19 protein-coding genes are annotated in these 22,486 nt (G+C 61.8%); 16 read left to right on the forward strand and 3 right to left on the reverse strand.

The features are described 5' to 3' along the window. Positions 1-10: 10 nt before the first annotated feature. On the forward strand, positions 11-742 hold the full coding sequence (locus FQV27_RS18070; protein ID WP_246133173.1) for an SDR family NAD(P)-dependent oxidoreductase: 732 nt from the start codon (positions 11-13) through the stop codon (positions 740-742). A gap of 71 nt (positions 743-813) precedes the next feature. On the opposite strand, the gene FQV27_RS18075 is transcribed toward FQV27_RS18070, so the two are convergent. From FQV27_RS18075 to FQV27_RS18085, 3 genes are all read right to left on the reverse strand, one after another. After that, entirely contained in the window at positions 814-1,476 is a 663-nt protein-coding gene (locus FQV27_RS18075; protein WP_246133174.1) for an SDR family NAD(P)-dependent oxidoreductase, read from the reverse strand. Beyond that, positions 1,473-1,871, reverse strand: coding sequence for a DUF2177 family protein (locus FQV27_RS18080; protein ID WP_147101283.1), 399 nt, complete (start codon positions 1,869-1,871; stop codon positions 1,473-1,475). Before FQV27_RS18080 ends, FQV27_RS18075 begins: the two co-directional genes overlap by 4 nt. Positions 1,872-1,993: 122 nt before the next feature. Next, positions 1,994-2,923 carry a LysR substrate-binding domain-containing protein gene (locus FQV27_RS18085; RefSeq protein WP_186827379.1) on the reverse strand — a complete coding sequence of 310 codons (930 nt, stop codon included), beginning with the start codon at positions 2,921-2,923 and terminating at the stop codon, positions 1,994-1,996. Positions 2,924-3,054: 131 nt separating this feature from the next. Here FQV27_RS18085 and FQV27_RS18090 point away from each other — a divergent pair, with 131 nt between their 5' ends. From FQV27_RS18090 to FQV27_RS18160, 15 genes are all read left to right on the forward strand, one after another. After that, the gene (locus tag FQV27_RS18090) at positions 3,055-3,996 is read left to right on the forward strand and encodes a serine hydrolase (RefSeq protein WP_147101291.1); all 942 of its coding nucleotides are present in this window, start codon (positions 3,055-3,057) and stop codon (positions 3,994-3,996) included. 38 nt (positions 3,997-4,034) lie between these two features. Further along, positions 4,035-5,672, forward strand: a complete 1,638-nt coding sequence (locus FQV27_RS18095) for an ABC transporter substrate-binding protein (protein ID WP_147101293.1) — start codon at positions 4,035-4,037, stop codon at positions 5,670-5,672. A 58-nt stretch (positions 5,673-5,730) separates the two neighbouring features. Then, on the forward strand, positions 5,731-6,663 hold the full coding sequence (locus FQV27_RS18100) for an ABC transporter permease (protein WP_147101296.1): 933 nt from the start codon (positions 5,731-5,733) through the stop codon (positions 6,661-6,663). Positions 6,664-6,673: 10 nt separating this feature from the next. Further along, complete coding sequence (locus tag FQV27_RS18105; RefSeq protein WP_147101298.1) at positions 6,674-7,492, forward strand: ABC transporter permease; 819 nt, start codon at positions 6,674-6,676, stop codon at positions 7,490-7,492. Next, positions 7,489-8,466, forward strand: a complete 978-nt coding sequence (locus FQV27_RS18110) for an ABC transporter ATP-binding protein (protein ID WP_147101301.1) — start codon at positions 7,489-7,491, stop codon at positions 8,464-8,466. Before FQV27_RS18105 ends, FQV27_RS18110 begins: the two co-directional genes overlap by 4 nt. After that, positions 8,459-9,478, forward strand: a complete 1,020-nt coding sequence (locus FQV27_RS18115) for an ABC transporter ATP-binding protein (RefSeq protein ID WP_147101303.1) — start codon at positions 8,459-8,461, stop codon at positions 9,476-9,478. The genes FQV27_RS18110 and FQV27_RS18115 overlap by 8 nt, the downstream gene beginning before the upstream one ends. After that, positions 9,471-11,024 (forward strand): L,D-transpeptidase family protein, encoded by a 1,554-nt coding sequence (locus FQV27_RS18120; protein WP_222611735.1) that lies wholly within the window; start codon positions 9,471-9,473, stop codon positions 11,022-11,024. Before FQV27_RS18115 ends, FQV27_RS18120 begins: the two co-directional genes overlap by 8 nt. Before the next feature lie 479 nt (positions 11,025-11,503). After that, the gene (locus FQV27_RS18125) at positions 11,504-12,619 is read left to right on the forward strand and encodes a TAXI family TRAP transporter solute-binding subunit (RefSeq protein WP_147101306.1); all 1,116 of its coding nucleotides are present in this window, start codon (positions 11,504-11,506) and stop codon (positions 12,617-12,619) included. 72 nt (positions 12,620-12,691) lie between these two features. After that, positions 12,692-14,662 carry a TRAP transporter permease gene (locus FQV27_RS18130; protein ID WP_147101309.1) on the forward strand — a complete coding sequence of 657 codons (1,971 nt, stop codon included), beginning with the start codon at positions 12,692-12,694 and terminating at the stop codon, positions 14,660-14,662. Then, on the forward strand, positions 14,655-15,320 hold the full coding sequence (locus FQV27_RS18135) for a 3-oxoacid CoA-transferase subunit A (RefSeq protein ID WP_147101312.1): 666 nt from the start codon (positions 14,655-14,657) through the stop codon (positions 15,318-15,320). The genes FQV27_RS18130 and FQV27_RS18135 overlap by 8 nt, the downstream gene beginning before the upstream one ends. Continuing rightward, entirely contained in the window at positions 15,317-15,958 is a 642-nt protein-coding gene (locus FQV27_RS18140) for a 3-oxoacid CoA-transferase subunit B (protein ID WP_147101316.1), read from the forward strand. Before FQV27_RS18135 ends, FQV27_RS18140 begins: the two co-directional genes overlap by 4 nt. A 604-nt stretch (positions 15,959-16,562) precedes the next feature. Continuing rightward, positions 16,563-17,708 carry a TAXI family TRAP transporter solute-binding subunit gene (locus FQV27_RS18145; RefSeq protein WP_147101319.1) on the forward strand — a complete coding sequence of 382 codons (1,146 nt, stop codon included), beginning with the start codon at positions 16,563-16,565 and terminating at the stop codon, positions 17,706-17,708. 133 nt (positions 17,709-17,841) lie between these two features. After that, complete coding sequence (locus FQV27_RS18150) at positions 17,842-19,818, forward strand: TRAP transporter permease (RefSeq protein ID WP_246133175.1); 1,977 nt, start codon at positions 17,842-17,844, stop codon at positions 19,816-19,818. Between the two features lie 108 nt (positions 19,819-19,926). Further along, positions 19,927-21,117, forward strand: a complete 1,191-nt coding sequence (locus FQV27_RS18155; protein WP_147101322.1) for an acetyl-CoA C-acyltransferase — start codon at positions 19,927-19,929, stop codon at positions 21,115-21,117. Between the two features lie 5 nt (positions 21,118-21,122). Continuing rightward, positions 21,123-22,486, forward strand: a 1,364-nt coding sequence (locus FQV27_RS18160; RefSeq protein WP_186827380.1) for a 3-hydroxyacyl-CoA dehydrogenase NAD-binding domain-containing protein, incomplete at its 3' end; no start/stop codon positions are given.

Consider the following 22,486-nt stretch of genomic DNA (forward strand, 5'->3'; position numbering starts at 1 on the left):
AGGACGCGATATGAGAGAGCGGATCTGGATCATGGGCGCGTCAGAAGGGATTGGCGCGGCGCTTGCCGATGTCTGGGTGAAGCAGGGGGCGCAGCTTATCCTGTCGGCGCGGTCCGCGGATAAATTGTCCGGTTTGCGCCAGAAGCTGGGGGACGCGGCAGCGATATTGCCATGCGATGTCACTGATCCCGGCAGTCTTGCCGCAGCCGCCCGCGAGATCGGGGAAGGCGGCGCGTTGGATCGCGCGATCACGCTGGCTGCGATTTACGATCCAGGGCAGGTGATGGACACAGATCCCGACCTTGCGGCGAAGATCGTCGAGGTCAACCTGACTGGCAGTTACAACTTCGCCCGCATCGCCGCGCCGCTGCTGCGACCGGGCGGGCAGCTTGTCCTGACAGCGTCGGTCGCCGGTTATCTGGGCCTGCCGCAAGGCCAGATCTATTCGGCCAGCAAGGCGGGCGTCATCAACCTGGCGGAAACCCTGCGCGTGGAGCTGGCACCGGCTGTCGATGTTCGTCTGGTCTGCCCCGGCTTTGTCGATACGCGACTGACCGAGAAGAACGATTTCAGGATGCCGTTCCTGATGCAGCCCGACGCTGCCGCCGACGCGATTTCCCGCGGGCTCGACAAAGGCGGGTTCGAGTTGCATTTCCCGCGACGACTGACCCTGCCCCTGAAGGCGCTTCGCGCGATGCCGTACTGGATGTCGCTGCGCCTGACCAGAAGGCTTCGTCAATAGGGCACGCGTCTGGCGGATCTGGCACGGCTGCTTCGCATCCGACTGGCGGCTATCGCCCCAGCCGCGCGCCCTCACCATTCGACCGGGTTACCCTTCCAGTCCCTGAAGGTGCCGTTATCCCTTGGCGTCAGCCCGTCGATGACGTCCAGCAACGCCTTGGCCGACTGTTCCGGCGCTATCGTCGGGTAGCGGTCGGCATAGTCGCGTGTCAGTGCCGTTTCGACCGTGCCGGGATGCAATGCGACGACGATGTGGTGCTTTTGTTTGCGCCCGATCTCGATCGAGGCGGTCCGGATGATCTGGTTCTGCGCGGCCTTGGCGGCGCGGTAGCCGATCCAGCCGCCGAACCCGTTGTCGCCGATTGATCCGACGCGCGCCGAAAGCGAGGCAAAGACGGCCCTCGCATTTTCACGCATCAGCGGGCTGAAATAGCGAAGCAGCATCGCCACCCCGGTCGCGTTCAGCGCGAATTGCGCGGCCATGGCATCGGCGTCCGCCGATTGAATTGTCTTTTCCGGCCCGCGCCCGTCGATGACAAGCGCCCCGGTAGCGTTGAAGATCAGGTCGAAGCGCTGATCCCCCAACGCATCTGCCGCTGCCGCGACGCTCTGCTGGTTGGTCAGCTCCAGCCCGTCGCGCCGCGAAAGCCCGGTTACTTCTGACCCGCGCACGCGCAGCGCATCGGCGATGGCAGTGCCGATCCCGCCGCTGTCGCCGAAGACGAGCGCTTTCACGTCACCCACCGCGTGACTGTGACCCCGGCCCATGCCGAAAAGCCTGTCAGAAACCCGCCCCAGATCGTGTCCGTGATGACCTGCTGCATCGACCAGTCGCGCAGCGTCGAATAGTTTGTAAATTCATATGTGCCATAGCACATCAGCCCGATCAGCGCCCCGCCGATCAGCGCCTTGACCGGGCGGCCGTCTGCCAAGGCCGGGACGGACACGAAATAAAGCACGCCGACAATATAGGCTGCATAGAAAACTGCGGCGGGGGCCATGCGGAACGGTTCTGCCAGAAGGTCGCCGACATGGCGTTCGAAAACAGGTCGTATGATCTGCGTGATGCCAAGAAGATCAATGAGCAGAAAAATGCTCAGGGTCGAGATATAGAGTATGACGAGTTGCATGAGTTGCTCCGCGGCTGACTGGACCAATAAGGTTACGAAGCTGGCGCGATCAAAGTTGCTGCTGCTATCGTCCGGCTGATGCTCGCGCTGGCGACACCTGCCCGGCCAAGCTTACCATCGCGTCACGCGGCATCGGAATATGTCTTCAGCCGCGCATTCACCTCTGCGCAGACCGCCTTGAGATGCTCGACCAGCTTCCCGGCACTGTCGACCCACGGCCGGTCCACCGGATGCAGGGCAGAAACGACGAACTTCGCGTCTGGAAAGAATGGGCGCAGGACCGCCCTATCGCCGGCATGTGACAAGGCGGTAAGCGGGTTGACGATGGTGATGCCCAAGCCTTGGGCGACCATCTCGCAGGCGGCGTTTGCCGATTGGATGATAACCGGAATGCGCCGCGACACACCGGCCTCGTCGAGCATCTTGTCAAGAATAAGCCGGTAAGGGTCCTTCGGCCCGAGCGATATGAATGACTGACCATCAAGATCATGCAGCCGCAGTGGTCCGCGCGCGTTTGCCAGTTCATGACCGCGAGGGATCAGGCAGACCTGCTGGAAGGTCGCGAGGTGGATTACCTCCGTCGTCGATTCGTCATAGTCGCCTTCGATCAGGCCAAGATCGAAGTTGAATCCGGAAATCGGCGATTGATTTCGGGGATCGCCACTGTCGATTTCGACCGTGACGCCGGGGGTTTCGCGCTGCAGCCGCGACACGGCCTCGGGCAACAGGCTTTGGGCAAAGGTCGGCAGGCTTGAAATCTGAAGGATCTCGCCATCTGCGGTCCGCATTCGGTGCAGAGAATTATTGATATGGTCGAGCCCGGCATAGGCCTGTTCGATCGCGTGGTAAAGTTTCAGTGCGCGCGCGGTCGGATGCAGCCGCTGGCGTCTGCGGTCGAACAGCGTGAAGCCGACGGTCGTTTCCAGCCGCAGAATCTCGCGCGTGACCGTTGGCTGCGATGAACCCAGCGCAGAGGCCGCGGCGGTCACTGTCTCAAACTTCATGACGGCGCGAAACACGTCAACCTGTCGCAAGTTCAGGCCACTAACCAACCGATGCTCCATTATTATGCAGTTCGCATGTGGGAGCATATCCATATCGAATAAAGTCCGACAGTATTTTCTGTATCCGCCGATCACGCGGCGGGCTTAGCATTCCTGTCAGCAACAACAGTGCCGAGCAGATGCCGCAACCAGCCATAAAGCCCAACAGGATCGACGCCACGGCCCTTGATCGCGCCGGAACGGCAGGGCTTCAGCACCTGCTTGATGCCGCCGAGGATGCGGTGTCGCCGGATCAGGTGGGCATCTGCGCGTGTCTGTATCAGACCAGCCTGTTTTCATCTGACCCCGGTTCCTTCGACCGTCAGATCGTCTGGGAACATCGCGGAGCAGAGCAGATCTATCCGGCCTCTGTCTGCAAGATGTTCTATCTCGCGGCCCTTTCCGCCTCGGCTGCGGAGGGCAAAATAGAGCTTGAGGACGAGGATCATCGGGCGGTGAAGGCCATGATCGCGACATCCTCGAACGACGCCACGACATATCTGCTTGGTCGGTTGACCGGCGCTTTTGACGGCCCCCCGCTTCCGCCCGACGCGATGCGCGACTGGATGCGCCAGCGGCACTTCGTCATGGATTGGCTGCAAAGGCTGCAACTGACAGCGTTTGACGGTATCCACCTGAGTCATTCAACCTATGACGACAGCCCCTATGGCCGGGCGAAGCAGGCGCGCCAGGAACAGGTCGGCAACAGGCTGTCGGCGCGGGCCTGCGCGGCGATGATTCATGAAATCCTGCGTGGCGCGCTGCCTGGGCGGGACTGGATGGCATCGCATCTGTCGCGCGACTGGCAGCGCAATGCCTATCCGCGAGACGAAGGCAATCAGGTCGAGGGATTTCTGACCGAAGCGATACCGCCCGGATTCAAGGTGTGGTCGAAGGCGGGTCACACGTCATGGACACGCCATGATGTGGCATATGTCGAAGCCCCGGACGGCCGCGCTGCAACGGTAGCGGTCATGACCGAAGGCAATGCCGCTGCCGAGAACGCGCATACGCTGCCAGCCTTTGCGCGAGCATTCATCCACGAGGCATTTGCAAAGCCGAACGCGACGAAAACCAACTGAACGAGATCTGAAATCGACAAGCTGACAGGAAGGCAATCATGACAAGAAAAATCGACCCGATGCTGATTAGCCGTCGCCGTATACTGACGGCCATGCTCGCAAGCACGGCACTGGCTGCAACCGGGTTTGCGCCAATGGTGGCCCGCGCGCAGGATAGTGCCGAACCGCAGACCGGCGGCAAGTTGCGGCTGGTCGCGCCCTATGGATCGGCGCTGCAAAGCCTCGACCCGCATGCGACCTATGAATCGCAGGATATGGCGGTGTCCAAGGCGTTCCATCGCTCGCTTTACGTATGGGATTCTGCGTCGAATTCCGTTGTCCCGGACCTCGCAGCCGAGGTCGAGCAGAGCGAGGATGGAAAGACTTTTACCTACCGGCTGCATGACAACATCTATTTCCATAACGGCCGGCAGGTCACCGCAGATGACGTGATCTGGTCGTTCACCCGGATACTTTCGCCGGGCAGCAGTTTTTCCGGCATCCCGAACCTGAGCGGCATCGTCGGCGCGAGAGATTTTCTTGATGGGAATGCGGACCAGATCGAAGGTCTCAAGCAGATCGACGATCTGAGCTTCTCGATCACATTCGATGGCTTTGTCGAGCCGGGCTATCTGCTGTTCGATGCGGTGACGTCAATTTTGCCGAAGGAAGCTGTCGATGGCGGCGACTTCCTGTCCAATCCGGTTGGCTGCGGTCCATTCGTCTTTGCCGAGCATATCGAAGGCTCGCGGATTTCGGGGACGAAGTTCGACAAGTATTACAAGCAAGGCAAGCCCTACGCCGATGAAATCGAGTTCACGATCACTGACGACTATTCGGCCCTCGACCTTGCCTTCCGCGCGGGAGAGCTGGACGCCACGGTTCTGGGCGAAAGTGCCTATGTTCTTTATACGCAGGACCCCGAACTTTCGAAGGGCCTGATCGAAATCGCCGAGATGTTCACGCGCCATATGGGCATGAACCTTGAGGTCGAACCGTTCGGCGACGTTCGCGTGCGTCAGGCGATCAATTATGCGATTGATCGCGATATAATCATCGAAAAACTTTTGAAGAACAAGGCGTTCAAGGCGGTTGGCTGGCTTCCGACACCGTCCTCGGGTTTTGACCCGGATCGCGCGCCTTATCCGTTCGATCCCGAAAAGGCCAAGGCGCTTCTGGACGAAGCCGGGCTTTCAGATGGCTTCGAGTTCGAGGCATGGGTCACGGATTCCACATCGTCACTGGGCGTGTTGCAGGCGATGACGCCTTATCTTGCAGCGGTCGGCATCACGGCCACCCCCAAGGTCGTTGAGGCAGGGGTCCTGGTCGATGCGATCAACAGCGGCGAGGCGACGGCCTGGTTCCGTTCGAACGGCACCGGCCCCGATCCGATATCGGCACTGCGCAGCTTCGACAGCAGGCAGCCGCGTTCGAAGAACCGCGCCGCCTACAACGACCCCGCGTTCGACGCGATGCTGGATGAGGCGCTTGGCACCACCGATCCGGACAAGCGCCTTGCGCTGATCCGTCAGGCCGACGGACATATATTTGAACAGGCGCCGGTGTGGTTCCACAATTATAACAAGGCGGTGCTTGCGACGCAGCCTTGGGTGCATGGCGTCGATGGAAACGTGACCGAAGCCGCGATTATCGAGGTGGATTCAGTCTGGCTCGACGAAAACGCGCCGTCGCGCTGATCTTGTCGGGGCCATCGCTGGCCCCGGTATCGCTTCGCCCTGCCGGTAGAGGTTTGTCATGCTTCAGCTCCTGCTAAGGCGGCTTGCCCAGGCCGCGCTGACAGTTTTCATCGTGATCTCACTGGTCTTTGTGCTGTTCAGTGTCATTCCCGGCACGTTCACGTCGTCTTTGCAGGCTGACAAGCGTGACGTCTCTCAGGACGTAATCGAGCGTCTGGAGGATGAACTGGGCCTGAACGATCCGCTGCCGGTCCGCTTCGCGAACTATGTCACCGATCTGGCGCAAGGCGATCTTGGCGTGTCTTACGCGACACGGCGGCCCGTCAGCGACATGCTGTCCGGGCGCATCTGGGCATCGTTCAAGCTGGCCTGCGCTGCGATCTTTTTTGCGGTGTGCGTCGGCCTGCCGCTCGGGTTCATCGCGGCGATACGTCAGGGCAGCTGGATCGACACCGCAGCGATGACGTTTGCCGTATCGGGCTTGTCGATTCCGGGCTTCTGGGCCGGCCTGTTGCTGATGTATCTGTTTTCGCTGAAACTGCATTTGCTGCCGACTTTCGGTTATGGCTCGGGCGGGTTATCGCACCTGATCCTGCCAGCGATTACGTTGGGCATTGCCCCGATGGCGCTTCTTGCGCGGACCACGCGGGCGGCTGTTCTGGAAACGCTGAATGCCGATTTCATCCGCACCGCGCGGTCAAAGGGCATGTCCGAGCGGCGTCTGGTCACGCGGCATCTTGCGCGCAATGCCTTCGTGCTGGTGCTGACGACCATCGGCCTGCAGTTCGGCTCGATGCTGGGCGGGTCCGTTGTGATCGAGAAGCTTTTCGCGTGGCCCGGCGTTGGGTCGCTGCTGATCGACTCGGTCGGGCTTCGTGACATTCCCGCGGTTCAGGGCGCGATACTTGTGATCGTCCTGTTCTTCCTTCTTATCAATACGTTGGTCGATCTTGCCTATCTGGTTGTCGATCCCCGCATTCGTTACAACTGAAGGCGGGATCATGAAAGCCGGACCAAACCTTTACATTGGCGGTGGGATCATCCTGTTGGTGGCCTTGCTGGCCATCTTCGCGCCGCTGATTGCGCCTTATCACCCGGTCACCTCTGCCAATCTGATGTATGCAGAGGAACCCCCAAGCATGCAGTTCTGGCTGGGCACGGACGAGCAGGGCCGGGATATTTTTTCGCGGATCGCCTATGGCGCAAGGATTTCGCTGTTCATCGGGCTGGCGGTGCAGGTGATGAACACTGCGATCGGCGTCTCGCTGGGGCTGTCGGCCGGGTATTTCGGCGGCTGGTGGGACGAATTCGTGCAGGGGCTTACCGGCCTGATGCTGTCTATTCCCACAATCGTCTTTGCGCTCGCGCTGATGGCGATACTCGGTCCCGGATTGCCAAGCCTGTTGATCGCGCTCGGCATGACGGATTGGGCCTATAGCTGCCGGATTTCGCGCGCGCAGGTCTTGACGCAAAAATCGCTTAACTACGTCCAGTCCGCCCGGATCATCGGGTTCGGGCCGCTGCATGTCATGTTTCGCGAATTGCTGCCGAACATCGCGGGGCCGCTTATCGTCGTCGCCACGATGGGGGTGGGTTCGGCGATCATTGCCGAGGCATCGTTGTCATTTCTTGGCCTCGGGGTCATTCCCCCGAACCCAAGCTGGGGCGGGATGCTGTCATCGGCGCGCGAACAGTTGATGATCGCACCCTGGGTCGCGGTATTTCCGGGGCTTGCGCTGTTCGTGACGGTGCTTGGCTTCAATCTGCTGGGCGACGGGCTTCGCGACCTGCTGGACCCGCATGGGAGAACGCGGCGATGAGCGAGCCTATTCTGGATGTCCGCGATCTGAGCGTGTCACTTGTGGGCAGCGGGCCCCCCATCGGGGCCGTTGACAGGGTGAACCTGACCATCGGGCGTGGCGAGGTTTTCGGACTGGTCGGCGAAAGCGGCTGCGGCAAAAGCCTTTGCGCGCTGGCAATCGCAGGACTGCTGCGCCAGCCCATGCAGGTGACGGGTGGCCAGATCATGCTGGGTGCCACCGATCTTGCCACGATCCCGCAACGGCAGATGCGCAGGATGCGCGGTGACGATGTGTCCATGATCTTCCAAGAGCCGATGACAGCGCTGAACCCGCTGATGACGGTCGGCGACCAGATCGGCGAGATGTTCGTGCTGCATCGCGGGCTGAGCAGGCGTGCCGCGCGCAAGAAGGCAATTGAGGCGCTGGATCAGGTCCGTGTTTCCAGCCCGGAGCGGCGCATCAACGCATACCCGCACCAGCTTTCGGGCGGAATGCGTCAGCGCGTTATGATCGCGATCGCCCTGGCCTGCGACCCCAAGCTGCTGATTGCGGATGAACCGACAACCGCACTGGACGTGACCATACAGGCCGAAATCGTCGAGCTTGTGCTGGAGCTTTGCCGCGCGAAAGGCACAGCCGTCATGATGATCTCTCATGACCTTGGCCTCGTCGCGCGAATCTGTAACCGGGTTGCTGTCATGTATGCAGGTCAGATCGTGGAAGAGCGCGCCTCGGCCGAGATTTTCAATCATCCTTCCCATCCCTATACGCGCGGCCTTGTCGATGCGTTGCCACGGCTGGGGCGCAGGCTTGAACGCGGGCAGCGGCGACTGACCGAAATCGCGGGTGTCGTGCCGGCACTTCACGAATTTCCGGAAGGGTGCCGCTTTGCCGCGCGCTGTCCCAGGGTGACAAGCGAATGCACAGCAGCGTCGGTTCCCGTCACACAACTGGATGGGGGCGGCATCGTCCGCTGTCTGCATCATGTCTGATACGCTGCTTCACAGATCCGCCTCGCAGGATGCCGAGGCCCTTCTCTCGGTGAAGGGACTGAAGGTGCATTACCCTGTGCGACAGGGCTGGCGCGGCAGGTCGCTGGCCGTAAGGGCGGTTGACGGCGTGGATCTGAGCCTTCGGGCCGGGCAATGCCTTGGTCTTGTCGGGGAAAGCGGGTGTGGCAAGTCGACCATCGCGCAGGCCATACTCGGGCTGGTTCCTGCGACATCGGGACATATCCGCGTTGACGGCCATGACATTACCGGCGGACGCAGGGCCGATCCGATGCAGTTGGCACGTTCGGCGCAGATGGTTTTTCAGGACCCGATGTCATCGCTTAACCCGCGCCAGACAATCCGCGAAATCCTTGCCGGTCCGCTGCGGCTGCACGGCATGGGCAACCGCGACGAACGCGACGCCCGCGTGCAGGAGATGTTGCGCCTTGTCGGGATGAAACCGGATGCAGCCTCACGAAGGCCCGATGAGTTTTCGGGTGGTCAGCGACAGCGTCTGTGCATCGCCCGTGCGCTTATCCTGAACCCGAAGCTGGTGATCTGTGACGAGCCGGTATCAGCGCTGGATGTCTCGATCCGGGCGCAGATCATCAACCTGCTGCTGGAACTGAAGGATGAACTGGGAATCGCCCTGCTGCTGATTTCGCATGACCTTGGCGTCGTCGAACACATGAGTGATCGGATCGCGGTCATGTATCTGGGCAGGATAGTCGAAGAAGGCGGCTGGCGCGAAATCTTCACCGATCCTGCGCACCCATATACCCGCGCCCTGATTTCGGCGATCCCCGACCCGCTGCATCGCGATCAAGCGCCGGAGCGGCTGCGCGGCGAAATCCCCAGCCCGCTGAACCCGCCCCCCGGCTGCGCTTTCCACCCGCGCTGTCCCGTGGCCATGGATCGCTGCAGCGCGGGCGCAAATCCAGAATTCACCACCATTGGCCCCGATCACCGGGGACGCTGCCATCTGATTGAATCGGAACTTCAAGATGCGTGACAAACACTTTTCGGGCGGCACCGCTCCACGGGTTGGCGACGACCTGATGATCCATGTGCGGGCTGGCGACGACCCCGAGGCCCCCCACCGCGGAACGCTCCGGATCGGGGATTGGTCGGTTCCCTGTGCTGTCGGGCGTTCGGGCATCGTCGCGCCAGGCTTGAAGCGCGAAGGCGACGCCGCCACCCCCGCCGGTCGCTTCCCCTTGCGATACGGATTTTATGAGCCTGGTGTTTTCGGCGATGCAGAGATGGCCGCACTGGATTTTCCATTCAAGCCCAAGCCGGACAGCTATTCGTGGATAGAGGACGCGACCAGCCCGGACTACAACCGGATGCGCGCGCTGCGTGATGGTGAGCCGCCGGAAGATCGCGCGGCTGAGCTGTTCGATCTTTTTGTTCCGCTGGGTTGGAACGACGCGGTGCCGGTTGCGGCGGGCGGCAGCGCGATCTTTCTGCATGCTGCGCGTCCCGACATGTCAGGCACGGCGGGGTGCATAGCGGTTGCACGCGATCAGTTGATGAATCTGGCGAAGCGGCTTCGGCCGGGCATGATGATCGACATCGCGTCCGCTGACACTGCCGCAATGCCGCAGGTGCACGATGACGCAATCGAGTCCGTGACCTTTCACGGGCTGAAGCCCGGCCCGCGTGTGATCGTCACGGGCAGCGTTCACGGAAATGAACCCTGCGGACCGAAGGCGATTACGCGAATGATTGCCGATCTGCGTCACGGCAGAAGGCGGATTTCTTCGGGGTCCGTGACATTCGTGCCCGTGGTCAACGGTCTTGCCTATCGTCACGACCGCCGCGAAGGCGACCGCAATCTTAACCGCGCGCTTCGCGAATATCCCGTGCCGCTGGTCAATGAGGATCGTGTCGCAAACGTGCTTTGTCCCATGCTGCGCGCCCATGACGTGCTGATTGATCTGCATTCCTTTGCGTCACAAGGGCCACCCTTCGTGCTTTTCGGGCCGGACATTGAAGGTGGAGAGCTGGAACCGCGCGTGCAGCGCAGGACCGAGCAGGCGCTCGTGAATGCCATGGGGCTGCCATTCGCCGTTTATGGGTGGATGGAAGCGCATCATCGTTCGCTCGCAACTCAGGGGCGTGCAGACGACATCGGTTTCGCTGTCGGCACGACAGAGTATATGCGTCGCTGTGGCGGTGCGGCTGTAACGGTCGAATGCGGAGAGCATACCGACCCTGCCTCGGTCGAGGTCGCCTATTCGGTGATCGCAGATTGCCTTGTCTGCATGGGCGTCATGAAAGGCGAAGTGACGCGTAAGTCGGGTTCGTCAAAGGTTTTGAAGATCAGCGATGCGATTCTGGCGGATTCCGATGACGACAGGTTGGCGCGGGACTTCACGACAGGCGAAGCGGTAAAGGCCGGCGAGGTCATCGGACACCGCGCCGATGGCACAGCCATCACGGCACCGCATGACGGCGCGATCATCTTTGCAAGCGGCAGGATCAGGGCAGGGACAGAAATGTGCTTTTTGTGCCGCTTCGTGCCACCGGATCAGCATCCGCCGAAATCCGTGTAAGGCAGGGAAATCTCTCGCGCTGCGAGAAAGCGCATTGGCTCCGCAGCGCCGGCAGGTTTCGGCCTAACGCGGTATCTGAACCCCATTTGCGCGAAATTCTCGGACGTCGCTGATCCTGTTCGCCCGCTGGAACTGATCTTGCCCGCTCACCTTTGCTCATCTGTGCTTGCGTGCTGGACAGCTAATGCCCAGCGGCCCCGCAGGGCGGTCGGCCGTGCTTGTGAATCCGGGAAATGAGGTGCCTCCGAAGCGGGTTCGTACTCCTGTCGTCCTAGAGTGCAGTTTTTCTTGACAAAACGCATTTTATCTTATTATAAGTTCGCATAGCGGACGTTATGTCCGCAAAAATTTCTGGAGGAGCGCGCTTCGTCCGGGCTGATTCGATCCAGCAGGCGAAGCATTTCGACAAGACAACTTTTCCCGTCGGCCACATGCCGGGCAGGCGAAAAGGTGTGTTTGTGGATTGGGAGGAGACGACGATGAAAGTGATCCACGCGGCAAGCCTGTCACTGGCGCTTGCGGGCGCAGCGGCGGCGCAAGAGCTGCCGAAGACAATGATATGGAGTTCCTATGACGTCGGCTCGGCCGGCTATGCCGAGGCATCGGCCATTGCCGACGCCTTCGGAAAAGAGTTCGGAACGCGCGTCCGCATTCAGCCGTCGGGCAGCAGCATCGGTCGCCTGCAACCGCTGCTGCAGGGCCGCGCAGATTACGCTTTCCTTGCGACAGAGGCGTTTTTCCTTAGCGAAGGCGCATATGATTTCGCGACGCCGGAATGGGGTCCGCGCCCGCTTCGGGCGATTGCGGGCCGTCCCGCCAGCACCGCGATGGCCGCCGCTGCCGATTCCGGTATCAAGACGGTCGCCGATGCGCGCGGCAAACGCATTGCCTTCGTGGCGGGCAATCCGTCCATCAATGTCAAATGCGAGGCGATCCTGGCCTTCGGCGGACTGACGCTGGACGATGTCGAGGTCATCACGTTTCCGACCTATGCCGCGGCCATGTCGTCGATGACCCGCAACGAATCCGACGCGACCTGCACGTCGCCCACGACCAGTCAGTTCTATGAACTGGCCGAAAGCCCTCGTGGCATCTTCTACCCGCCGCTAGAGCCTGACAACGCGGAAGGTTGGGCAAAGCTGGAGAAAGTTTTGCCTATAATGAGTCCGCAGAGCGAAACTGTCGCTGCCGGTCTGCCAGAGGGCGAGACGGCGCAAATGGCCGCCTATCGCTATCCGGTGATCGCAACCACGCCCGATAAGTCGGCCGATGATGTCTATGCCTTCATCAAGGCGCTGGATGAATCCTATGACCTTTACAAGGAAGGCACCGCGACCATGGAACGCTGGTCGCTGGATCAGGCGGGCAAGCCGCCTATCGACGTGCCGTTCCATGAAGGGGCGATCCGCTATCTGAAGGAAAAGGGCATCTGGACGGCCGAAGATGATGCCTGGAACGACAAGCGGATTGCGCGCCAGGACGCGCTGATCGCCGCGTGGGAGCCGTTCAAGGCTGAAAACGCCGGCCTGCCTGAAGACGAATTCGCCGCCGCCTGGATGGCGCGCCGGGCCGAGGTCGTCGCATCGCTTGACTGAAGCTTGGCCCATGGCCGGCCGACCGGCGGAATCCTTCGCCGGCCGGGACCATATGATCGAGGCTGAAGAACCATGACTACCGAGACAGAGGTGGCTGACGGCTTGGCCGGAACGCCCGGAACAATCGCGCCAACGCCGGTGCAGCGTGTCGTTGGCTGGATGGTCATCGCGCTTGGCACCTTGGGTGTGCTGATGGCGATCAACCAGCAATTCCTGTTGAACCTGTTCGGCTTTCAGCCGCTGGGGAATGCTTATCTTTACTATCTGATCGCGATCTTTCTGGCGGTCACGTTCCTTGTGTTGCCCGTCAACCGTCAGTCGCGCGGGCCGCTGTTGGTGCTGGATCTGGTGCTTGCGGGGCTCGCCCTTGTCAGCGGCTTCTGGCTGGGCGCGCATGGTCTGGATATCATCCAGCGCGGATGGGAATATGACGCGCCGCCAATGGCCGACATCATGGCGGGCATCATGATCGTGCTGGTGCTTGAAGGCGTGCGCCGGGCAGGGGGCACGATACTGCTGGTGACGGCGCTGCTGTTCGGGTCGCTGCCGCTTTATGCCGACAGCCTGCCGGGCTTTCTGTGGGGCACGCAATATTCGCCGGTTAGCACCGTTCGTGCTTATGTGCTGGGGGTCGAGGGTATCATCGGCATTCCGATGCAGGTCGTGGCCGAGCTGGTCATCGGCTTTGTCATCTTCGGCGCGGTGCTGGTTATCACCAAGGGCAGCGATTTCTTCATGGATCTGGCTGCCGCCCTGCTGGGTCACAGCCGGGGCGGGCCTGCGAAGGTCGCCGTTATGGGTTCGGGTATTCTGGGTTCGCTGTCTGGCAGCGTGATTTCGAACATCCTGACCTCGGGGCCGTTTTCCATCCCGACGATGCGCAAGGTCGGCTATCCGGCCAGCTATGCCGCCGCGATCGAGGCCTGTGCCTCGACCGGGGCGACGCTGATGCCGCCGGTCATGGGGACGGTCGCGTTCGTCATGGCGTCGTTCCTGGGTGTCCCCTATTCGACCATCGTGATCGCCGCCATTATCCCGGCAGTTCTGTTCTACGTCGCGCTGCTGTTTCAGGTTGACATGTTCGCCGCCCGTCGCGGTCTGGAAGGTCTGCCGCGCGAGGATATTCCGCCGGTCTGGCCGGTGTTGAAACAGGGCTGGCCCTATCTTCTCAGCCTCGCGGTGCTGATCTTCGTACTGATGGGCCTGCGGATGGAAGCGCGCTCGCCTTACTATGCATCCGCCGTGATGCTGATCGCGACGGCCTTCCGCAAGGAAACCCGGATCACGCTTGCGCGCGCGATCGACCTGATGCGCGACATCGCCATCAATATCGCAGGCCTCGTCGCGGTTCTGGCAGGTATCGGTCTGGTCGTGGGCGGCCTGTCCTATACCGGGATCGCGGGTGCCTTCTCTCGCGAGTTGCTGCTCTATGCCGGTGGCAATGTGGCACTGATGCTGATTGCAGGCGCTGTGACCAGTTTTGTCCTTGGAATGGGGATGACGGTGACGGCCTGCTACATCTTCCTGTCGATCCTGCTGGCGCCTGCGCTGGTAGAAGCGGGGCTGCATCCGATCGCCAGCCACCTGTTCATCCTGTACTGGGGCATGCTGTCTTACATCACTCCCCCCGTGGCGCTGGCAGCGATCACGGCGGCCAATATCGCCGGATCGAAACCGATGGAGACGGGCTTCCGCGCCATGCGTCTTGGTCTGCCGCTGTTCGTGCTGCCGTTCATCTTCGTGAACGATCCTGCCCTGATCATGGCGGGCAGCTTTGTCGATATCGTGTTCCGCGTCGTCGTCACGGTCATTGCGCTTTGGGCGATCACATCGGCCTTCGAAGGCTGGATCTACCGCGTCGGACGTATCGGCATCATCAGCCGTATCGCGTTCGGGATCGGCGGGGTGCTGATCATCCTTCCGGAGCTGATGACCAGCGTCATCGGGCTGGGCGTTCTGATTGTCGTTTGCGTGGCAAACCGGCTGCTGCATCGCGGCGCCGCCACTCCCGCCGCTGGTTTGAAGGAGGCTGACCATGGATAAGCGTGTCGCAACACTGGCCGAGGCAGTCCGGAATATCCCGGACGGGGCCTCGGTGATGATTGGGGGGTTTGGGAATTCCGGCGTGCCATTCGGCCTTGTCGATGCCCTGATCGATCACGGGGCAAAGAATCTGACGATCATCTCGAACAATGCGGGGGCAGGGGATTTCGGGCTGGGACGGCTGCTGAAAGAGGGGCAGGTCTCGAAATTCGTCTGTTCCTACCCACGATCCAGAGGCTCTGTCTGGTTCGAGAAAGCCTATGCCGCAGGTGAAATCGCGCTGGAAATCGTGCCGCAGGGCACGCTGGCCGAACGCATCCGCGCGGCGGGTGCTGGGCTGGGTGGTTTCCTGACGCCAACCGGCTTTGGAACCCGGCTTGCCGAGGGGAAGGAAACCCGCGTGATTGACGGCAAGGGCTATGTGTTCGAGGCACCCTTATCCGCCGATTTCGCGCTTATCCGGGGTGAGAAAGGCGACCGCTGGGGCAATCTAAGCTATCACGGGACGGCGCGAAACTTTAACCCGATCATGGCATCGGCCGCACGTCATACCATTGCCGAGGTCCGCCAGCTTTCGGAGGCGCCGCTCGACCCCGAAAGCGTCGTCTCGCCCGGCATCTTCGTCAAAAGTATCGTTGAATACGGAGTAAGGCCATGAACAGCCTGACCGACCAGCAGCTTGCCGCCCGTCTGGCACTGGATATCCCGGACGGGGCCTATGTAAATCTGGGCATCGGCAAGCCGACCTATGTGTCGTCTTACGTGCCATCGGACCGCGAAGTTCTTTACCATTCGGAAAACGGCATCATCGGTGTCGGTCCGACCCCTGCCGAGGGTGAGGAAGACCCCGAGATGATTGACGCCAGCAAGCGGCTGATTACCGTCGCACCGGGTGCTGCCTTCTTCGAACATGCCGACAGCTTTGCGATCATGCGCGGCGGGCATATCGATATCGCGGTGCTCGGGGCCTATCAGGTTGCTGAAAATGGCGATCTGGCCAACTGGGCGACCCTTGATGAGAAATTTCCGCCTGCCGTCGGCGGTGCGATGGACCTTGTGGTCGGTGTGCCCAAGATTTTCGTCATGATGAAACATGTGAACAAGGACGGCAGTCCAAAGCTGCTGAAGCGGTGCACATATCCGCTGACAGGACTGGCTGTCGTCAACCGCGTCTATACTGATCTGGCTGTGCTGGATGTGACGCCCGAAGGCTTTCGTCTGGTCGAACTGACCGACGGCAACAGTCTGGACGATGTCCAGGCCGTGACCGAGGCGCGAATCCTGCCGCCCGTCTGAGCGCGGCGGGAAGGCCCGCGCCATATGCCGGCGTGCTGCACGTGACTTCGCACGCCCGCATATGTGCAGGGCCAACTGTGGTTCACGAGTGTTGCTTGCGGGTGGCCGCGTGCGGGACGCTCCCCGGACCTGCAGTTCGCGCCGCCCGCAAGTTTTTTGCGCGGCGCGCCTGTTCGTCACAACACATCTCGCGCGTCCGCTGATGCGGATGGCGGCACGCGCCAGTCAGCTGAGTTCGCCGCGCCGCCCTTTGAATTGCCGCCGACACCCGGCCACTTAAAGGTGCGAATCGAATGGCGGGGCGGCGGCGCAATTTCGCTTGGCGGTCGTGAAATTGCGATAACGACGATGCCAGGGGCGCCCTTCTGCCGCTGTAGTGAAGAATCGACACAGCTCGCGGACGAGGTGTTCGCTTAACAAAACACGCCTGATTCAAAATTAATTATTTAAAATCAGATAATTATATGAATCTGGTCGTTACGCTGAGTCACATTCGATATCAGCTCGCCCAAATTTTGCACAGAATGGTTGATTTTAGTGTGCTTTGTGGTATCTGTTCGCTATGCGGACATTAAATCTGCTATGCGAACCTAGGGAGGGGATTATGAATTATTTGATGCGTGCGAGCGGCGCTGCGTTGCTTGCGACAGTTATTTTGGGCCCGGCATTCGCAGATGGCATCACTTTGCCACGCCAGCTGTCGTGGACGGCGTATGATACCGGCTCGGCCGGGTTCAATCAGGCGGTTGCGATCGGTGGCGAAATCCAGAAAGCGGCCGGCACGAGCCTGCGCGTCCTGCCCGGCAAGAACGATATTTCGCGTACCGAACCGCTTCGCCAGGGCCGGGTCGAATTTTCTGCGACAGGCGTCGGCGGCAGCTTCATGGCGCAGGAAGGCGCGTTCGAGTTCGCAGCCAAAAACTGGGGTCCGCAGCCGATTCGCGTGGTTCTGCTGAACTCGGGCGGGGGCATTGGCCTTTCCGTCGGGGTTGCAGGCGATGCAGGGATCAACTCGACCGCCGATATGCGCGGCAAGCGCATGGCATGGGTCGCCGGTGCTCCCGGTCTGAACCTGAATATAGAAGCCTATCTCGCTAATGCCGGGTTGACCTGGGACGATGTCGAGAAGGTCGAGTTCGGGGGCTATGGTGCCGCATGGACCGGGCTGATCGAAGGCCAGGTTGACGGCGTTTTCGGATCGACGAATACCGGTCCTGCGTATGAGGCGGCAGCGGGTCCGCGCGGTCTGTCATGGATTCCCATCGACCACAGCGACGCCGAAGGCTTCAAGCGCATGACCGATATCGCGCCCTTCTTCGTACTGTCGCATGTGACGCTGGGTGCGAATGTCGACGGAACAGATGGCTTCGACGGCGCGACCTATGCATATCCGGTTCTCATCACGATGGATAAGGCCGATCCCGATCTCGTTTACAACATGACGAAGGCGATGGTCGAGCTGTTCCCGGCCTATGACGGCAAGGCGCCGGGCATTAACGGCTGGGCCATCGAGAACCAGAATTTCGAATGGGTCGTTCCCTATCACGAAGGCGCCATCGCCTATTTCAAGGAGATCGGCGTCTGGAGCGATGAGGCGCAGGCCCGCAATGACGAACTGATCGAGCGTCAGGCGGTGCTGAAGACGGCTTGGGACAAGCTGGTCGAAGAAGACCCTGCCGATTGGGAGGCCGCCTGGGCAGAGGCCCGCCGCGCGGCATTGGAGGAAGCAGGTCAGCAGGTCGTGTTCTGATCCGTTTCTGGCCCGCCTGCTGAGGCGGGCCAGAGCAAGACGTACTGAAGACAGATTCCTGCGACATCGAAACAGCCAAGGGGTGCGGTTCGCCGCATCCCGCAAGCCGAGCTTTGCCTGAGAGGAGGCCAAGGTGAATCATAACGATGACGTCCTGACAGACCCCGAAAGCTTGCCGACCGGCAACCTGTTCAACGCACGCAATATCGCCCTGATGGGCCTGACCATCGCTGCGCTGCTGCTGGTCATCAACCAGCTGTTCAACCTGCGGACCTTCGGCATCGTTTTGATGGACGGTCGCTATCTGAACATCCTCGCGACGATCTTTCTGGCCGCGACCTATCTGATCTTCGACATTCGCGGCCATCGTTTCGAGAAAGTCAGCCTGATTGACTGGGCGCTGGCGGCACTCGCGATTGCGAGCGGCAGCTATCTTGCCGTCAACGCGATGGAAAACCTCAACCAGGGCTGGGAATTCGCGGCCCCGCAAACCGCGCAATGGGTCGCCTTCGTCTTCGCGGCACTTGTGCTGGAGGCGACGCGACGCGCGGGCGGGCTGGTTCTTGCCTGCATCGTGACGGTCGTCGCGTTTTATCCCAGCTTCGCAAGCCATGTTCCGGCACCATTTTCGGGCTTTCAAAGCACGCTTAGCCAAACCTTCGCCTATCACGTCTATTCCTCGGAGAGCATTTTCGGCATCCCGATGAAAGCCTTCGGGGGCGTGGTGATCGGCTTCATCATCTTCGGTGCCGTGCTTCAGCATACGGGCGGCGGCAGCTTCTTCAACGACCTCGCCCTGGGGCTGGTCGGCCGCTATCGCGGCGGCGCGGCCAAGGTGTCGATCTTCGGCAGCGGGTTCATGGGCTCCATGTCGGGCAGCGTGATCTCCAACGTGCTGACGACCGGCGCGGTGTCGATCCCGGCCATGAAACGCACGGGCTTTTCCGCCAACACGGCCGCCGCGACCGAGGCCTGTGCCTCGACCGGGGGTGTGCTGATGCCGCCGGTCATGGGGGCCACAGCCTTCATCATGGCCTCGTTCCTGGCGATCCCCTATACCGAGGTCGTTCTGGCCGCGATCATCCCTTCGGCGCTGTTCTATTTCGCGCTTTTCGCCCAGATCGACGCCTATGCCGCGCGCCGGGGCCTGCGCGGGCTGGAACGCGACGAGGTGCCGCGTCTGCGCGACACGCTGCGTAACGGCTGGCCCTATGTGCTGGTCTTCGGCTTGCTGATCTTCATGATGGTCGTCATGCGGCAGGAAACTGCGGCGCCGTTCTATTCGGTCGCGCTGCTGCTGGTCATCAACCAGATCTCTCGCCGCACCCGCATCGGTTTCCGAAAATTCTGCGACATTCTGCTGGGCATCGGCTCCAGCCTGGCTGAACTGACCGCGATCATCCTTGGCGTGGGCCTCGTGGTCGGGTCGTTTTCCGCGACCGGGCTGGCGGGTACGCTGGTGAACGAGCTGCTGTTCATTGCGGGTGACAATGTCTTCATCCTGCTGGTGATGGGCGCCTTCACGGCCTTCATCTTCGGCATGGGGATGACCGCCACGGCCTGTTACATCTTCCTTGCCATCGTGCTCGCGCCGGCGTTGGAAGCGGGTGGCCTGAACCGCCTCTCCGTGCACCTGTTCATTCTTTACTGGGGCATGGTCAGCTATATCACCCCGCCCGTCGCGCTTGGCGCATATGCGGCAGCAACACTGGCGAAATGCAGCCCCATGCGCGCCGGGTTCGAGGCGATGCGGCTCGGCAGTATCATCTATCTGGTGCCGTTCCTGTTCGTGCTGAACCCGTCCCTGATCGGCCACGCCCCTGCGCTGGAGGTGTTTCTGGCCGTCAGTTGTGCCTTCATCGGCGTCGGCATGATCTGCATGGGGTTGCAGGGATACGTCACCTTCGTTGGCACGCTGGCCGGTCGGTTCGAACTGCCGCTGCGGGCGATGCTGGTGTTCGGCGGGTTCCTTTTTGCCATGCCCGCGATGCCCTTTGCGGGGATTGGATTCGGCATCACGGCCTTGCTTGGCGCAGCTTTGGCGGCAGTGCCGATCCTCGTCGCCCGGCAGCGGGGCCATGTGCTGCCAGCGGTGGAGGCGGCGGAATGACTGAAACCCCCGGCCTGCCATAGCTGCGGGCCGAACCCTGCGCGAATTCAGAAATCAGGACGGGTGAAGGCCGCCGCGCCGCCGTCGCAAGCGAAAGGAATGTAGCTGATGCTCAACGGATATATTTATGATGGTCTTCGCAGCCCCTTTGGCCGCCATGCAGGTGCCCTGTCCGGCATCCGCCCCGACGATCTGGCGGCGCAGGTGGTCCGTGCGCTTGTCGAACGTTCTGACCTTCCGGTCGAGCGGATCGAAGATGTCATCATGGGCAATGTCTGCCAGTCGGGCGAGGACAGCCGCAACGTCGCGCGCTTCGTCGGTCTGCTGAGCGGGATCAATGTCGAGGCGGGCGGCCAGACGGTGAACCGCCTTTGTGGCTCGGGCATGGCGGCGGCGCTGGATGCCGCGCGTTCGATCACCGTGGGCGAGGCTGACCTGTATCTGGCAGGCGGCACTGAAAGCATGACGCGCGCGCCCTTCGTGGTCGCCAAGTCGCCCTCGGCCTGGGATCGCCAGCCGGTCATCTACGATTCCACCATCGGCACGCGCTTTCCGAACAAGACCGTCGCGGCAGAATTCGGCGATTACGCGATGCCGCAGACCGCCGATAATCTGGCAGCGGATTACGACATCTCGCGAGAGCAGTGTGACGCCTATGCCTATCGCAGCCAGCAGCGCTATGAGGCCGCGCGGGCGGCGGGCTTCTTCAAGGACGAAATTCACCCCATCGAAATTCCCGGCCGCAAAGGCAAGGTAACGGTGGTCAGCGAGGACGAACATCCAAGACCCGATACCTCGCTGGAAAAAATGGCGTCGCTTCGCTCGCTTTATGAAGGCGGGGTGGTCACGGCGGCCAATGCCTCGGGCGTGAATGACGGCGCAGCGGCACTTCTGATCGGCGGCAAGGAACTTGGGCCAAAGCCCCGAGGCCGTATCGTGTCGGGTGCGATTGCGGGCGTGCCACCGCGCATCATGGGGATCGGGCCGGGTTTCGCGGTGCCGAAAGCGCTGGAACGCGCCGGTCTGACGCTGAAGGACATGGACCTGATCGAGATCAACGAAGCATTCGCAAGCCAGGTTCTGGGCTGCTGCAAACAGCTGGAGCTGGACCCCGACGACAGCCGTATGAACCCGAATGGCGGCGCGATTGCCGTGGGTCATCCGCTTGGCGCGTCGGGCGCGCGGATCATCCTGACGGCGCTGCGCCAGCTGGAACAGACGGGTGGGCGCTATGCGAGCCTGTCGATGTGCGTGGGTGTCGGGCAGGGCATCGCCATGGTCATCGAGCGGCTGGAGTGATCGTGATGGATAATATCGTGACTGAGACGGGACCGCTTCGTATCGAGATCGAGGGCGACATTGGCTTGATCGCGCTCAGCAATCCGCCGGTCAACGCGCTTGGCGCGGCGATGCGGCAGGGCCTGCTGGACGCGATTACCCAGCTTCAGCAGGACGACGCGGTCAAGGTGACCGCGATCTATGGCGAGGGCAGGATATTCTCGGGCGGGGCGGATATCAGCGAATTCGGCAAGACTCCGGTGCCCCCGCGCCTTCCGGATGTGCTCAACGCGATCGAGGATTGCGCGAAGCCGGTTGTCGCCGTGCTGCATGGCGTTGCGATGGGTGGCGGGTTGGAACTGGCGCTTGCCGCCCATGCGCGGATCGTGCTTCCCGACACCCGGCTGGGATTGCCCGAGGTGACGTTGGGCCTGCTGCCCGGCGCTGGCGGCACGCAGCGGCTGCCAAGGCTGGCGCCGCTGGAAAGTGCCATCGACATCATTGTGTCGGGCCGGCACGTCCCCGCCGAAGAGGCGCTGCTGCTTGGAATCGTCGATCGGCTGGACACGGCGCCGCCACGCGAAACCGCACTTCGCGCCGCGCAGGATGTGCTGGATGGCAACCTGCCGACGCGTCGGACTGGTGAGATTGTGTTTCGGGCTGATGCGGATCGTCTTGATGCGGCGCGCGAGGTTTTGCTTGGCAAGCGGCCGCAGCTTGCGGCGCCGCTGAAATGCATCGACGCGATCGCGGCGGCGGGGCGGCCGATTGGCGAAGGCATGGGCGTTGAACGGGCGCTGTTTCTGGAACTGATGGACAGCCCCGACCGCCAGGGCCTGATCCATGCCTTCCAGGCCGAGCGCGCCGTGAAGCATATCCCCGAAGCCGGCGCCCAACCGCGCCCCACGGCCTCGGCCGGGGTCATCGGCGGCGGCACGATGGGCGTCGGCATCGCCACCGCGCTGCTGCAGGCCGGCACTGACGTCACCCTGGTCGAAATGACCCCCGAGGGCGCCGAAACCGCCCGCACGCGCATCGCCGGCAATCTCGATGCCGCGGTCAAGCGCGGCAAGATGAGCGCCGAGGCCCGCAGGAAAACGCTCTCGGCGCTGACGGTGGGGGTCGGGCTTGACCATCTGGCCGAGGTCGATGTCGTGATCGAGGCCGTGTTCGAGGACCTGCAGGTCAAGACCGCGATCTTCCGCGACCTCGACCGGATCTGCAAGCCGGGTGCGGTGCTGGGCACGAATACCTCCTATCTGGATGTGAACGAAATCGCCGCGGCCACCGCGCGCCCGCAGGATGTGATCGGGCTGCATTTCTTCTCGCCCGCCCATATCATGCGGCTGCTGGAAGTGGTGGTGGCCGACAAGACTGCGCCCGATGTGGT

This window comes from Paracoccus aurantiacus (assembly GCF_007993065.1).
In the GTDB taxonomy this organism is placed as follows: domain Bacteria; phylum Pseudomonadota; class Alphaproteobacteria; order Rhodobacterales; family Rhodobacteraceae; genus Paracoccus; species Paracoccus aurantiacus.

What these genes read in the sequence shown, in the direction of transcription:
- FQV27_RS18070 (WP_246133173.1), top strand. Translation starts at nt 11, where the DNA reads ATGAGAGAGCGGATCTGGATCATGGGCGCGTCAGAAGGGATTGGCGCG.
- FQV27_RS18080 (WP_147101283.1), bottom strand. Translation starts at nt 1,871, where the DNA reads ATGCAACTCGTCATACTCTATATCTCGACCCTGAGCATTTTTCTGCTC.
- FQV27_RS18090 (WP_147101291.1), top strand. Translation starts at nt 3,055, where the DNA reads ATGCCGCAACCAGCCATAAAGCCCAACAGGATCGACGCCACGGCCCTT.
- FQV27_RS18095 (WP_147101293.1), top strand. Translation starts at nt 4,035, where the DNA reads ATGACAAGAAAAATCGACCCGATGCTGATTAGCCGTCGCCGTATACTG.
- FQV27_RS18100 (WP_147101296.1), top strand. Translation starts at nt 5,731, where the DNA reads ATGCTTCAGCTCCTGCTAAGGCGGCTTGCCCAGGCCGCGCTGACAGTT.
- FQV27_RS18105 (WP_147101298.1), top strand. Translation starts at nt 6,674, where the DNA reads ATGAAAGCCGGACCAAACCTTTACATTGGCGGTGGGATCATCCTGTTG.
- FQV27_RS18110 (WP_147101301.1), top strand. Translation starts at nt 7,489, where the DNA reads ATGAGCGAGCCTATTCTGGATGTCCGCGATCTGAGCGTGTCACTTGTG.
- FQV27_RS18115 (WP_147101303.1), top strand. Translation starts at nt 8,459, where the DNA reads ATGTCTGATACGCTGCTTCACAGATCCGCCTCGCAGGATGCCGAGGCC.
- FQV27_RS18120 (WP_222611735.1), top strand. Translation starts at nt 9,471, where the DNA reads ATGCGTGACAAACACTTTTCGGGCGGCACCGCTCCACGGGTTGGCGAC.
- FQV27_RS18125 (WP_147101306.1), top strand. Translation starts at nt 11,504, where the DNA reads ATGAAAGTGATCCACGCGGCAAGCCTGTCACTGGCGCTTGCGGGCGCA.
- FQV27_RS18130 (WP_147101309.1), top strand. Translation starts at nt 12,692, where the DNA reads ATGACTACCGAGACAGAGGTGGCTGACGGCTTGGCCGGAACGCCCGGA.
- FQV27_RS18135 (WP_147101312.1), top strand. Translation starts at nt 14,655, where the DNA reads ATGGATAAGCGTGTCGCAACACTGGCCGAGGCAGTCCGGAATATCCCG.
- FQV27_RS18140 (WP_147101316.1), top strand. Translation starts at nt 15,317, where the DNA reads ATGAACAGCCTGACCGACCAGCAGCTTGCCGCCCGTCTGGCACTGGAT.
- FQV27_RS18145 (WP_147101319.1), top strand. Translation starts at nt 16,563, where the DNA reads ATGAATTATTTGATGCGTGCGAGCGGCGCTGCGTTGCTTGCGACAGTT.
- FQV27_RS18155 (WP_147101322.1), top strand. Translation starts at nt 19,927, where the DNA reads ATGCTCAACGGATATATTTATGATGGTCTTCGCAGCCCCTTTGGCCGC.